Below are 14,081 nucleotides of genomic sequence, written 5' to 3' on the forward strand. Positions count from 1 at the left end.
CGTGCCTCAGTGGAACTGCCGCAGTGGAACTGCCTCAGTGGAACTATAACCTCAACCTTCCAAAGCCCGGATCACTCCTTTCAATCTGAAACCACAAACGCGGAACCCTGCCTTCTCCAATGTTGCCTGGGAAATACGGTTGGCGATATTGCAACGGGCAGCAGGCACGCGGCCCATTTTATAGGCAGTGCGTTTTAGCTCCTGCACGATGTAGGTCGCATAGCCTTGCTCGCGATACCCCTCCCGCGTCTGCATGTAAATATCCGCGTAAGGTATGTTATAGTTGAGCATTAACCCGCCGCTAGCCACGATCTCGCCACCCACGTCGATCAGATATTCGCTCTCGTCACCGTCCATCGGGTCATTTTCTGAACGTTTGCGGAAGGTTGCGCCTGAGATTTCAAAGGAGGTCGTGAAATGGTCTTCGAAAAGGATCGCCTCCGCGAAAGCGTTGTCGCAGAAGCGGTACAACATCGTTGTCAGAAAAACATCATTGCTCTGGCTCTCGATCCAGATCGCCTTGCAGGCCTTTTGAAATGCCTCAAAAACAAGACTGGCATACTTGCGGTATGGCGGCAGCAGAAAAAATTCGAAGATTGTGTCGCGGTCCTGGCGGCGGTCGGTACCCCAAACGGAACCATAACCGACGCGGACATTATCGATCCTGAACAACCAGGTATCGGCCCAGCCATAGTCGTGGCACTTGTTGCAGACGAACTGGAAGTGATTTTCATACAGGAACATCGTGCGTAAATCCCTGATCTCATCCAGCCCGGTTTTGGAAGTACTGATTCGCATAGTGTGGCACGCACAGCGTGGAAGGGAATCGGGTAATAAGGTAGTATAATGGTGCGAAAAAAACTAGCTGCGTTACAGGAAATACCATGCTTTCAAACGTTTTTTTGTACAGGCATTCCTATTAAAAACACGTCAGCAAGGCAGCAGCGGTGCATTCTGTTACACCGTCCTATTTATTCACTATACCTTCAACCGGCATGAAGCCTCTTATTCAGACCGTTACCTTACTCACGTTCATTATCTTCAAGTGCCACGCGCAAGGCAATATCAATTCAAAACTTTGGTATAAAAAGCCTGCAAAACAATGGGAAGAGGCACTACCCATCGGAAATGGCGCATTGGCTGCCATGATTTTCGGAGGTATTGAAACCGAGCAGATCCAGTTTAATGAAGAAACCCTTTGGACCGGCGAGCCAAGAAGTTACGCGCACAAAGGCGCCTCGGCACATCTGAGCGAAATTCGCCGGCTTCTGAATGAGGGTAAACAAAAAGAGGCAGAAGCGCTGGCCAATGAGCAATTTATGAGCCAGCCCATGCGGCAAATGGCTTATCAGGCTTTTGGCGATGTATATTTAGATTTTCCGGAGCACGGAACACCCGTCGCCTATCACCGCGAACTTGACCTTGAAACAGCTACCGTCAAAAGTACTTACGAGGCTGGCGGCGTCCGCTATACGCGGGAGGCTTTTGCGAGTTACCCCGCGAAAGCGATCTACTACCATATTACGAGCTCACAAAAGGGCAAACTGAATTTTGCCGTTCGCATGGACGCCATTCATGCCAAAAAAGAAGTAAAAATTAACGGCAACGAGATTGAGCTGAGCGTTCAGGTCGACAAAGGCGCATTGAATGGCATTGCCCGCGTGAAAGTAATTACCGACGGAGAATTGAAACAAGCCGAGGGAAAACTCACAATTTCCAATGCAACCCGCGCTACGCTGGTACTTGCCGCGGCTACCAACTACCTTGATTACAAAACCGTCAGTGGCGATCCCGCTACCAAAACAGCAGGAATTTTACAGAAAGCACCCGCATTCGAAACAGCCCGTCCAGTACATATAACTGATTATCAAAAACTTCACAACAGATTCAATTTAGTTTTTTCCAACAGCAAACACTCCGCACTTCCTACCGACGAGCGGTTGAGCCGTTTCAAAGGCGACCCCAACGACCCTGCATTGCTGGCATTATATGTAAAATTTGCACGCTACCTGCTCATCGCAAGCAGCCGCGCGGGAAGTCATCCTGCCAATTTGCAAGGCAAATGGAACCACAAGCTCAATCCTTCCTGGGATAGCAAATACACCGTCAATATCAATACCGAAATGAACTACTGGCCTGCTGAAATGACCAACCTCAGCGAATGCCACGAACCGCTGTTTCAAATGGTGCGGGAAGTATCTCAAACAGGAGCCGAAGTAGCGAAGGAGCATTATAATGCCAAAGGCTGGGTTCTGCACCATAATACCGACGTCTGGCGCGGTGCTGCACCTATTAATGCATCCAACCACGGAATCTGGGTAACGGGAGGCGCCTGGCTGAGCCTGCATTTATGGGAGCATTACCGGTTTACGCAGGACAAAGCATTCCTGCAAAACACGGCCTACCCGCTTATGAAAGGTGCGGCGGCATTTTTCCTCGACTTCCTTGTCAAAGACCCGAAAACAGGAATGCTGATCAGCTCGCCTTCCAATTCACCCGAAAACGGTGGCCTCGTAGCCGGACCGACGATGGACCATCAGATCATCCGCGCATTGTTTAAAGCTTGTATTGAAACGGCCGGTATCCTGAAAACGGACGCAGCATTTGCCGAACAACTGGCGCAGACCTCAAAACAGATCGCCCCGAACCACGTCGGACGCTATGGTCAGTTGCAGGAATGGATGACGGATATCGACGACACCACGAGCCATCACCGCCACGTTTCGCATTTGTGGGGCGTGTACCCGGGTGAAGAAATCACGCCAACGGCTACGCTCGACCTGCTAAAAGCAGCCATGAAATCGCTCAATTACCGTGGCGATGACGGAACAGGATGGAGCCTGGCCTGGAAAATCAACTACTGGGCGCGTTTTCTCGATGGCGAACATGCCTACACGATGATCCGCAAGCTTTTCAATCCGGTGTACGACGCAGGCCAGAAAATGAGCGGTGGTGGCTCCTACCCCAACCTCTTCGACGCGCACCCGCCGTTTCAGATCGATGGCAACTTCGGCGGTGCTGCGGGCATCCTCGAAACACTGGTACAAAGTCATTTGGAAGAGATTAATATCCTTCCGGCCCTGCCGAAAGCATTGCCCGACGGCCGCGTCAGCGGGCTGTGCGCGCGGGGTGGTTTTGAAATGGATATGAATTGGGCAAAAGGCAAACTTACCGGCCTGACCATCCATTCGAAAGCCGGGAATATCTGCAAGTTGCGCTACGGCAGCAAGGTGGTATCGATACCCACCGCAAAGGGTAAAACCTACCGTTTCGGGCCGGATCTGACGATTTTAAAATAAATCCGACTTTTTTCGGCGGTGCGGAAATGCTGCTGACATACTGCTGTCACTGGGCGATGTTTAGTTTGTAATGTAATCAAACAATAAACTATAAAAACCTTTGACATGGAAACTAACAACACCGCACAGGAATTGGCAGCCACCACAACTATTATCACTGCCGAGGCACTTCTGGAACATTGGCAAGGCCACCGCAGGGTCAGCCGGAAGGTTATTGAGGCATTCCCTGAGGATCAGTTTTATACTTTTTCGATCGGTGGCATGCGTACTTACGCCCAGCTCACCATGGAGATGATCGGCCTCGCGGCTCCTGGTATCCGCGGTATTGCATTCGGCGACTGGACGTTCAGCGAACCGGTACTCGATTCTTCGACCCCCGCACCGGCCACCAAAGCCGAAGTATTGAACCTTTGGGACCTTGTTACCGAATACATCAATACGCTCTGGCCTCAGATTCCGGCGCAACGCTTCAATGAGGTAGAAGCCGCCTTTGGCATGTACGAGAACACGATTTACAATACGATCCTTTATCTGATCGACAACGAGATCCACCACCGGGCACAGGGCTTCGTGTACCTGCGCGCGCTGGGCATTCAGCCGCCGTTCTTCTGGGACCGCTCCTGATTCCGGTAAACTTCGCCCCGTTTCTCTTCGACCACCCTGCGCAGCGACTTCATGCACAGGGCGGTCAGAGGGAAACGGGGCTTTGATTTTTATGGAATGATTTTAGTGTTTACCTTCGCAGGACTGAACACTTGAAAAAGAGAACTATGCCGCACATCAAATCCAAAATACTGACAATAGCCGCAGCTACCGGCCTGGTGCTGGCCGTGAACCATGCGGATGCGCAGGTGAGGCAACCTGCGCCAACAGGGCAGGTTCCCAAGGCTTACACCGGGGCGCAATCGTCTTCTGCCGCATTTAGACCAAAACCTACCGGCCAGATAGCGCCGGAAACGCCGGGGCGACTGGGTGTCATCGTGCAACCGGCTCCGGCTCCGACCCAGAGGGTGTCGGAGGTACAAGACCTGGGATTCGAAGGCAAATCCCGGACGGACGCCCAGCAGGGAATGGTGCCCAAGGTAAATACCACGCAAGACCCGCTGACGATGCCCGAGCGCTACCAGCCACAGGTAAGCCAACAGCAATCGGCCGCTGCGTCAGGGCAGGTAATAATACAAACGCAACAGGCGCCCGCGGCGGGAACATATGCACCCGCTACGCAGACGGCACCGGCACCGGTAACCACCGGCCAGACCGTGCCGCAGCAAGGACAGGTCAACACACCAGCCACGGCGTCTCAACCATCCGGCGCCCCGAAAACCGCCGCTCAGCGGGTAGATCCAAAATAGCTCGGACCCCGGTTCTTCCGGGGTTTTTCATTTCTTCGGTATTCTCGCCGCTGCAAAAAAACCTCTGCTACCATCTTCCTCGATAAGCGCCCGACATCATTTCCGCGGTGCTCGGGTATTCGAGCAGGTTTAGCAGAAGAAACTATGTCGTGGACATTTGAAAATTCTCGTATTTCTGTGGCGGAATGAACATGGCGGACCTAGCCCGTCTGAGATAGCGGAACATAGACTTGGTCAACAACCAATTTTCGTTCGTCAGACGAAAACTCGCACAAGCAAGGTAAATCCCGGAAAAGAAACTGTTCTGTCGTTAATGCCGGAAGCGCTTGATATTATCAAAAAATGGGGCCAATATAGCCATGATCAAAACGGGTTCGTTTTTTCCGGAACTGAATTTAGGGATGGACGAAGTAGGTTCACTCCTACAAATTAGCTATTAGCCTAATTCAATAAAATATTTTGTAGCTTAGAGATCACACTAAGCATATCTTGATTATCAGATTTTTTATGTCTCCAAAACACATTCATTAAACAAATTTAAAATTGATTTAACATCTACTTCAAATTAGCCCTATGAGAAAAACGCTATTCATCTACTCTCTTTTCCTACTGTCTTCGTTAATTGCCTCCGCTCAGAGCATTCAGGGCACACTGAAATACGGCAGTTCTAGCGGGAATGGAATTATTACACTGAAGAATAACGGTGTAACTTCCTACACCGGTAATATTACGAGTTTTAGCATTGTGGTCTCATCGGGAGCAATATTTGACTTCCATTTTCTCAGCGATCTGCATTATACATTTTCGTCAAATCCTGTTTCCTATACCACGAAGGATAGTTTTGGTTATCATTATTATCAATTCGATTGGACCGGTAGTTTGGCAGTCAATCTGTTACCGGGTGCTACGTTGGATTTAATTACTTTCAAACTTGATAATTCTTTCGGATCGTCAAACCCGGGCGTTGTGACGTTATGGGCGGGCACCGACCGCAGTTTTCCATGGTCGGTTAAGGTAAATACAATAGAAGCGGCAGACCCGGTAGATAGATTTTATAGTTCGGGTATTGCCGGCTCCTTTCTGACGAATGCACCAGAGTATAGCTTTTATGAAATCCCATTTTTGGCCGCTCCACTACCTGTTCAGCTTGCTGATTTCAAAGCCAAGAAGGAGGAGCATGCAGTTAAACTAACCTGGATCACCGCCGAGGAAATAAACAGCCGGAATTTTGAAATCCAGCATAGTGCCGATAGTAAAATCTGGCGAAAAGTTGGCTCGGTAGATGCATCGGGCGAAAGCAAGCAACGATTGGATTACGCCTTTATTCATCAGAGTCCCGAAGCAGGAGATAACTATTACCGATTAAAGATGATCGATGCTGATGAGACCTTTTCTTACAGCAAGATCAATCACGTCCGCCTGGCTGATATTGCCGGTGTCTATCCGAATCCGGCGTCGGACGTCGTTTATTTCCGGCGTGGGAGTGAGAGTCTCCTTCAAAATGTTGAATTGTATGACGGCAGTGGCCGGATAGTTCTGAAAAAGAGGACGGATGCCGGCCATATCGATGTCAGTTCTTTTGTCCCGGGCGTTTACGCATTGAAGCTCACGGGAAATAATGGTGCCATCAGGAATCACAAAATTATTATCGGGCGATAAAGTTGGTAAGTCTTCGTTGTTGTCATAAGTCAATATTGGCTTAGAAGGAGGTATTTGGGGCAATGACTAGCAAGGCTTTCAGCGTTAAAAAGTCGATTCCGAACTTCACTGATCATGACAGTGATGAATGCTTTCAGTGGATGATGACTGATGAAGAGTTTTGCAAATACATAGTAAAATCCTTAATAAAGGCCATGGCTATAAAGAGCACCTTACGCCACCCGTTCCACGCACCTTCAAGAGGCGCTATTCTTCCGTGTGAAGCATATTCCGTCGCTTGTCACCTTGCGCCGAAAAAAATGAGATAAGAAATATGATGTGTATGGAAAGACTGATTCTGAAAGCACTGGCAGATTCAATTCTTCCAAACAATGCTGGTGTGAGAAGTGCCCCACCGCCGCCAAAGTAGACTATGAGATTTAGAATTATCATCCCCAACAAAATACTACATAATGACCTTAGCTGAGTATCAATTCCTATGAAGCGATCAGATACAACCCATCCAATACCACCAATTACCGCATACAGCAGGTTTGCAAAAATCGCATATGCAAACATTTCACCGGAGCCCGCTAATAAGGCAATTATCAAAGTGAGCGAAATGAACACCGCGTAAAAAACTCCTGCAAATCTCATAATTCATGTATTCATGTTTCGAAATCACTAAAAGGCAGTTTTCCTGGATGAGTTGACCATGCAATCAAGATAGCGCAGAAATATTGAAGCATCAACACTTCAACTAAGTCCCCCCCACCAACATGCGAAAACCACGAGTGATGCCCGAAGGCTGTATGCGCCTCAGCTGAGTTCATCCCAGATCAAAACCGGAAGTGAGTTAGATCCCGGATATCCGGAGGATGCCGAAACTATCGGCTATGCGAGCCCGCCAACACAAACGAGACATTGCCCGGAGATGTGCTCTGCCCTACTACTACGACAAATCCGCGGCCCAGTATTGCATTGCCATTATTGCAAGTTGTATTGCAACTACCCCAATCACCAGCAAAAAAGCACTCACGAAATAATCATAAGTACTTGACGTTAAAGCAATTCTGCTTGGATTCGAACCGCCTGGCGGCGCGGCAAAGGCCTACTGCTTAGAAGGCATGCGGGATGCACTTTGTAACGGAATGCCCTAACCTCTCGGCTAAACGGGCTATTCACGGCAAGGGGAAATAATCATTGACCAAGATTCAAATTGATGCCCAAAATCGAAACCGCGTCGGACCATGCGGCAGATTATAATCTGGATTCGATTGAATAGCCAGGATTTCGATTCACGAAAAACTCTCCGTCAGTTACTTTGAAGCTTTCATGTGAGGGAATAATACTATTGGGATCTGTTCGTACAGTACCAGAAAAAAACCCTTTAATTTTATGCTCAGTGAGCTCTGTGACTTCTATTGTGCCATCGTAAAATGCCCAGTATGCTCGATATTCAAGTGGATTTTTAGTTTTCAGATGTATCCAACTGATTACTACGTCAGAAGTTCGATGAAAATCGTTTGAAACTTTCCATACACCTTTTGTCACGGATGCCTTATCCCTAATGGCTATCAAAAAAGAAGGGGCATCCATCGATCTTGGTAGCACCCCCTCATGACACAAATGCCCGACCCGGCTACCGGGCCGCTTGTTGTAAATTTTATAAACTGAATTCTTCATTGTGAATCTCATTGTGACACTCCTCCGATAGTCCCCTAAAACAGCCTAAAAAGCTCATAGAGCCACATTTTCTAACTGTTGTCTCATTTCACCCACAAATTGTCCCATACTCACCCCGGGAATGTGCGTGGCCGGCCGTATTTTTGTATCAACACTTCGCAAGCCGGTGACAATCCGGTGACTAATCCATATCGTTATGAAAACCTTTTATGCGGTCCTCGCCAACTCGCTGGCAGCCGCGCTTACAAACACGTTTGTCTGGTTTGCCGTCACATTCTGGGTGTATCTTGAAACCAAATCGGTGCTCGCTACTTCGGTAATGGCCGGAGTTTACCTGGCAACGGTGGCTATTTCCGGCTTCTTCCTGGGTTCCATCGTGGACCGCTACCGAAAGAAGACCTCCATGATGCTGTCGGCATCGGTCACCCTGGCACTCTACATGCTGGCCCTGATCATCTACATTTCCACACCCGAAGCCGTTTTTAAAAACGATTCCAGCATTAACCTCTGGCTTTTTATCACACTTTGCCTTTTCGGGGCTATTACCGGGAACATTCGTACGATCGCATTATCAACGGTGGTTACGATTCTGATAGAAGAAGACAAGCGCGACAAGGCCAATGGAATGGTCGGTACCGCTAACGGCGTGTCTTTTCTGATCGCATCTATTTTCAGCGGGCTTGTAATCGGTTACCTGGGCGTGTTGTGGATGATGGTGCTGGCCGTCGGGCTGAGCGTGCTGGTGATCCTGCATTTGCTGACAATTTCAATTCCCGAAAGAGAAGTTGTGCAAAGCGAACCGCACACGCAGCGCGTCGATATCCGTGGCACTATTGCTGCCGTGGGCATGGTACCGGGACTGTTTGGATTGATTTTCTTCAATACTTTTAACAACTTTCTCGGCGGCGTGTTCATGTCGCTGATGGATGCTTACGGCCTCTCGCTCGTATCCGTACAGGCGTGGGGCATCCTCTGGGGCGTGCTCAGCCTGGGTTTCATTGTCGGCGGGCTTGTGGTAGCGAAGCGGGGCCTGGGTAAAATGCCGTTAAAAACCCTGTTTATCTCCAATATTCTGATGTGGGTGATTTGCATGGTTTTCCCTATCCAGTCGTCTATTATCTTGTTGGGTATCGGCATGTTTGTTTACCTATGCCTTATCCCGGTTGTAGAGGCGACGGAGCAAACGATCCTTCAAAAAGTGATCCCTCCCGAGAGACAGGGACGTGTATTCGGTTTTGCACAGAGCATCGAACAGGCGGCCTCCCCCATTACTGCATTTATGATCGGGCCTATTGCCAAGTTTGTTTTCATTCCTTTTATGACCACGGGCGCAGGCGTGCGCCTGATCGGCTCCTGGTTCGGGACCGGGACTGCCCGCGGTCTGGCACTTTTATTTGTCGTGACGGGCATTGTGGGCCTCGTTGTGACGCTGATCGCCATGCAATCGGCCGCGTACAGGAAATTGTCGCTCGTTTACAAAAAACCTGCGCCCGATTTTGATCCCAGCGACGTACCTGTCCGCGAAGAAGCCCGATAGTCTTTTAAATTTTCAATCAACAACAAATCACTACAACCATGTTTGGACAAACCAAAGCATTCAGCGGGTATTCGGTAGACGATCTGCAAAAAGCGCGACAGTTTTATGGAGAAATACTAGGCATAGAGGTTTCGCAGCAACAGGAAATGCCTGTCCTCCATCTGAATATTCACGGGGGTTACCAAGTGATCCTGTATGAAAAACCAAACCACGAACCAGCGACTTTCACCGTCCTCAACTTTCCTGTCAAAAATATCGAAGAGGTGGTCAAAACGCTCAAATCCAAAGGCGTGACGTTCGAGAGCTACGATTGGCCGGGTTTCAAGACCGACCCCGACAATATCATGCGGGGAAATGGTCCCACCATCGCCTGGTTCACCGATCCTGCCGGCAATATTCTGTCGGTCATTGAAAGTGAAAATAATTAACCTTAACCTTCAATTAAAACATGGAAAATGTTAAAAGCACCAGAATGCAGGGCATTGTCAGCCTGTATAATTTGCAAACGCCTTTTTTCTCGTTTGTAACAGAGAATATCAATGAAGCAGACACGCAAAAGCGTCTGGATACCAAGGCCAACCATATCGGCTGGCTCGCGGGCGCGCTTGTGGAGCAACGTTTCGACCTCGCACGCCACCTGGGCTACGACGGGCATCAGCAGGCCAACGAACTGTTCAAAGACTTCAAAGGGATCCAGGACGGCGTGCAATATCCGTCGATCGCGTCCTATCAGGAGGATTGGAACAAGATCACGCCGATCCTTAAAGATTCGTTGAGTAAGCTGAGCGACGAAGAGCTGGAAAGACGGATCGATATGGGTCCCGAATTCTCCATGTCGCTGTACGAACTGATTACGTTCTCGATCTACCGCGAAGCGAATATCATCGGGCAAATCGCCCTCTGGCGGCGGCTACTCGGTTACCCTGGCATGCGGTACATGTAGAAATAGGCGGAATTGTGCTTTCTTGCGGGCTAATATCGACCAGGCATTCTATGAAAATGTTTCAGCAAGGCATTCAGCTCAAAGCAAGAGGCCGCGGTTTTCACCTGATTACCGGAGAAATCCTTTATGCATTACCTGCGATCAGCGAAATCAAGGCCGGGATGTGCCAGGTATTTATCCAGCACACCTCGGCTTCGCTGACGATCAATGAAAATGCCGACCCTACGGTACGGATCGATTTCGAAATGTATTTCAACAAATCGGTCCCCGAAAATGACCCCGACTATCGTCACGACTACGAGGGCTCCGACGATATGCCGGCGCATTTGAAAGCCTCGTTGCTGGGAAGCTCGGTGATGATCCCCGTCCGGAATGGTCGTCTCGCGCTGGGGACCTGGCAAGGCATTTACTTGTGTGAACACCGGGATTATGGTGGTCCGAGAAACCTCGTGATCACTGCCTGGGGCAATTAGGCCTCCTTGATCACGAGGCTGAACAGCATACCGGTTCCGGCATTGGGCCGGGCAGAAATCTCGCAGGAAATTGCCTTGGCAAGGTCCCGGATCAAATGCAATCCTAAACCTGACTTGATTCCGATCGTCGCATGGTCGTCGTACAAGGCGTTCAACTGCTCGTCAGAAGCACCGGGGCCATTATCGGCAACCGACAAAACGATCCGTCCGCCTTTTGCCTCCGCCTTCCAATGGATTTCGGCATTTTGTGTTCTTTTTAATGCTTTGACGGCATTATGGGTAAGGTTTTGCATGATCGTACGGAGGTAATCTTCGTCGGTCACAACGGTGAGGGAACCGGGGTTATCGAAAGTAAATCTAATGTGCTCCGTTCCTGAAAAAAACTTCCGGATGTATTCGAAAAGATCTTCGACAGCAACGCGCCGTGCCTGCGGTTTGAACTGCTGCATTTGCGTTTTGCTCCACAACAGCATCGATTCCATCCCTTCAAGCAACAACTCGGCCGACTCTGTAAGCCGTTTCTGATGGATTTCGGCTGCCTCGGCACGCATCAAATCGGGTGCTTCTTTTTGCAAATGCAGGAAATTGACGAGATTGGCCACCGGGCTTCGCAAGTCGTGGCTTAATATGGCAAAAAAACGCGCCTTAACCTGGTTCGCCTCGTCGAGCTCATTGTTCAAATGCAAGAGCTGCACGTTGGTGCGCTTACGCATGCGGTTCTGCCGGTATAGCAGTGCCCCTATTCCCGCAAGCAACAGCAAACCGCCCGTCAGCAGCCACTGCTGCCTTTTGCGGGCTTCCAGTTCGAGGGCATTAATCCGGATCTGCTTGTCGCGCAAGGCAATCTCGCGCTCCCCTTCCAGTCCTGCGATCTTGTTTTTCTCTTCCTGCGAGAACAGGGAATCTTCCACCATTTTGTAGGCCCTGAAATTGTAGAACGCATTCCGGAAATCGCCCATTTGCTCCTGCACTTCGGCCAGTATACCCGTAAAATGGGATTTGTACCCGATATCCCCGTTCTGCTCGCTGATCCTGATCGCCTTTCGTAAGTACTGTTCCGCCTCTTTCAGCAACAACGCCTTGCTGGTAATGCCTTCCGGGAGCGACCCGATTTTGTACATTTCGAGGTACGCCGCACCTATATTACCAACATTATTGGCCGCTTCGATATGCACCGGGTTCACTTCATTCCAAAGCTGCTCTGACTTTCGGGCATAACTGAGCCGTTTGGGATAGTTGCGGTTTTCAAGCAATGCGAGGCTGCCGTAGGCTTTGGCCAAACCTTCCGTATTGCCTGCGCGCTCCTGCATGACCAACGCCTTGCTAAAATGTCCCCGCGCTGCGGTAGTGTCCTTCATTTGAAGGTAAATGCTGCCAAGCGTGTTCAACGAGTTACCTACTTCACGTTCAATATTGTAATTATCCCCTTTTTCCAGCTGTCCGCGAAGATTTAAGGCTTTTAAACTATAAAAGAGGGCCTTTTTATAATTTTTCTGTGTGAGGTAAACCGATCCGACATTATCGGAGGCATTTGACATCAGGTACTTATCCCCGAGTTTTTCAGCTTCCTTTAATGCCAAAAGATAATAACGAATGGCCTCAGGATAATTGGAAGCAAGGTTTTGCTGCATTACCCCTATATTATTAAAAGTATTAGCCATATTATAAGTATCACCCATTTTTCTAAATACTTCCAGTCCGCGCTTGTTATAATACATACACGAATCCACATTTCCCATGTCGCTGAAAGCCCGCGCCATAGCCACATTGAACACTCCGATGCCGCGCTGCCAGCGCATGGCGCTCACATGTGCGAGCCCGAGCCGCGCATAGGTGAGCGCCTGCCTGGTATCGATAAAAAAGGATTCATCGGCAATGCGTTTGTAAAGCCGGCCTTTCAGCGTGTCGTCTTTGGCATTGGGAAGTTCTGAAACCAGCGAGTCGATCAGCGCACGCCCTTCTTTCTGGCCGTTTACAGGCTGGTGTAGCAGGAAAAAAGCCAGGATGATGGTTACGCAGCGCATGGAGCTATTTCAGGTTGGCCAGTGTGTTCTTGAAACTCCGGCCGACCGGCAACGTGTAGCTACCAATATGCACTTCCTGAGGGGTGATTCGTTCGATATAATGCCGTTGCACGGCATAGCTGCGGTGAATGCGGAGGAAGGATTGGAAGGCCTTTTCGAGAAGCAGGTTACCAATGGACGACAAGACGCTGTACTTGCGTGTGGTGGTCACAATGCGGGTGTAGTCTTTCAACGCTTCCAGGTATACGATGTCATGCAGGTTCAGCTTGATCTGCTGGTGACCGTCCTTGATAAACACCGTGCTTTCGCTTCCCAGGCTATATTCGAAGAGTTCGGCCTTGCGCTTCATTTCAAAATAATGCTGCACGCGTTGCATCGCATATGCAAAACGCTCGGGCTTGATCGGTTTAACGAGAAAATCAAATGCTTCCAGCTCGAAACTCTCAGCGGCGTAGTCTGGATAGGCCGTGACGAAAATACAAACGGGCACCTGCATCATCCGCGCGCGAAATTCGAGGCCGCTCACGTCGGGCATGTCGATATCGCTGAGCAAGACATCCACCTGCATTTGCTGCAAGGCCGCCGAAGCTTCCGTAGCCGAGCCGAATACACCCACGATGTCCAGAAAAGGGTATTTACGTGCATACATGAGCGTCGTAAGCCGGTCGATTTCGTCATCATCAACAATCACACAGCGATAAACCGGAAGGTCGGACATAGTAGGAAGGCAGAGTGTTTGTTTACCAAATTTAAAAGACTTTGCCAGAAAAGCAGACCTGCGACAGCCGGTTTTAGTTACTGGTCTATTTAAAATGTCGTTCATCGACCGCGCATAGCAGCCGCTCTCCCCATCTGATACTTTTGGATGCGTATCGAATTTAAACCAGGTCCCATGAAAAAGTTATGTATTTACTTGCTGATCAGCGCCATAACGGGCTGCTCTGATTCCTCCAAAGACATTCCCGCACCGGGAGGCACAGATATGGACCCGGCCCCAACCACCGTAACACTCCCCGGGAAGGGTACGCCGGGCGTGGTGGGCACACCTTCGCAGACAAATCCCGGGCTTGCGATTTGTTCATATCACCCCGCCGCTGGTTTACATCACGACGAGGGATGAGGGAAATGA

At 49.6% G+C, this 14,081-nt stretch carries 13 protein-coding genes; 9 read left to right on the plus strand and 4 right to left on the minus strand.

All coding sequences use genetic code 11. From position 1 onward, the window contains the following. Positions 1–51: 51 nt before the first annotated feature. Positions 52–798, minus strand: a complete 747-nt coding sequence (locus IEY24_RS07765) for a GNAT family N-acetyltransferase (protein WP_188930289.1) — start codon at positions 796–798, stop codon at positions 52–54. Positions 799–995: 197 nt separating this feature from the next. On the opposite strand from IEY24_RS07765, the gene IEY24_RS07770 reads away from it, so the two are divergent. The 4 genes from IEY24_RS07770 to IEY24_RS07785 all read left to right on the plus strand — a co-directional run bounded on the left by IEY24_RS07770 (position 996) and on the right by IEY24_RS07785 (position 6,310). Continuing rightward, positions 996–3,299 carry a glycoside hydrolase family 95 protein gene (locus IEY24_RS07770; RefSeq protein ID WP_188930291.1) on the plus strand — a complete coding sequence of 768 codons (2,304 nt, stop codon included), beginning with the start codon at positions 996–998 and terminating at the stop codon, positions 3,297–3,299. 105 nt (positions 3,300–3,404) lie between these two features. Beyond that, positions 3,405–3,923 (plus strand): DinB family protein, encoded by a 519-nt coding sequence (locus IEY24_RS07775; RefSeq protein WP_188930293.1) that lies wholly within the window; start codon positions 3,405–3,407, stop codon positions 3,921–3,923. Between the two features lie 146 nt (positions 3,924–4,069). After that, positions 4,070–4,651 (plus strand): hypothetical protein, encoded by a 582-nt coding sequence (locus IEY24_RS07780; protein ID WP_188930295.1) that lies wholly within the window; start codon positions 4,070–4,072, stop codon positions 4,649–4,651. Between the two features lie 573 nt (positions 4,652–5,224). Beyond that, positions 5,225–6,310, plus strand: coding sequence for a T9SS type A sorting domain-containing protein (locus IEY24_RS07785; protein WP_188930297.1), 1,086 nt, complete (start codon positions 5,225–5,227; stop codon positions 6,308–6,310). Between the two features lie 246 nt (positions 6,311–6,556). Here IEY24_RS07785 and IEY24_RS07790 read toward each other — a convergent pair whose 3' ends face one another. Further along, positions 6,557–6,946 (minus strand): hypothetical protein, encoded by a 390-nt coding sequence (locus IEY24_RS07790; protein WP_188930299.1) that lies wholly within the window; start codon positions 6,944–6,946, stop codon positions 6,557–6,559. A gap of 1,225 nt (positions 6,947–8,171) precedes the next feature. Between IEY24_RS07790 and IEY24_RS07795 the strand changes: the two genes are divergently transcribed. Genes IEY24_RS07795 through IEY24_RS07810 form a run of 4 tightly spaced genes read left to right on the plus strand, consistent with a single transcriptional unit; the run spans position 8,172 to position 10,928 of the window. Beyond that, positions 8,172–9,512, plus strand: a complete 1,341-nt coding sequence (locus IEY24_RS07795) for an MFS transporter (RefSeq protein ID WP_188930301.1) — start codon at positions 8,172–8,174, stop codon at positions 9,510–9,512. Positions 9,513–9,550: 38 nt separating this feature from the next. Then, complete coding sequence (locus IEY24_RS07800; RefSeq protein ID WP_188930303.1) at positions 9,551–9,940, plus strand: VOC family protein; 390 nt, start codon at positions 9,551–9,553, stop codon at positions 9,938–9,940. Positions 9,941–9,960: 20 nt separating this feature from the next. Beyond that, a complete protein-coding gene (locus tag IEY24_RS07805) occupies positions 9,961–10,455 on the plus strand; it encodes a DinB family protein (RefSeq protein WP_188930305.1) in 495 nt (164 codons plus the stop codon). 50 nt (positions 10,456–10,505) lie between these two features. Beyond that, on the plus strand, positions 10,506–10,928 hold the full coding sequence (locus tag IEY24_RS07810; RefSeq protein ID WP_188930307.1) for a secondary thiamine-phosphate synthase enzyme YjbQ: 423 nt from the start codon (positions 10,506–10,508) through the stop codon (positions 10,926–10,928). Here IEY24_RS07810 and IEY24_RS07815 read toward each other — a convergent pair. Beyond that, on the minus strand, positions 10,925–12,952 hold the full coding sequence (locus IEY24_RS07815) for an ATP-binding protein (RefSeq protein WP_188930310.1): 2,028 nt from the start codon (positions 12,950–12,952) through the stop codon (positions 10,925–10,927). The genes IEY24_RS07810 and IEY24_RS07815 overlap by 4 nt on opposite strands. 4 nt (positions 12,953–12,956) lie before the next feature. Continuing rightward, positions 12,957–13,670, minus strand: coding sequence for a LytR/AlgR family response regulator transcription factor (locus tag IEY24_RS07820; protein WP_188930312.1), 714 nt, complete (start codon positions 13,668–13,670; stop codon positions 12,957–12,959). 174 nt (positions 13,671–13,844) lie between these two features. Between IEY24_RS07820 and IEY24_RS07825 the strand changes: the two genes are divergently transcribed. After that, a complete protein-coding gene (locus IEY24_RS07825) occupies positions 13,845–14,072 on the plus strand; it encodes a hypothetical protein (protein ID WP_188930314.1) in 228 nt (75 codons plus the stop codon). Positions 14,073–14,081: the final 9 nt, after the last annotated feature.

Source organism: Dyadobacter endophyticus (assembly GCF_014641595.1).
Taxonomy (GTDB): Bacteria; Bacteroidota; Bacteroidia; order Cytophagales; family Spirosomataceae; genus Dyadobacter; species Dyadobacter endophyticus.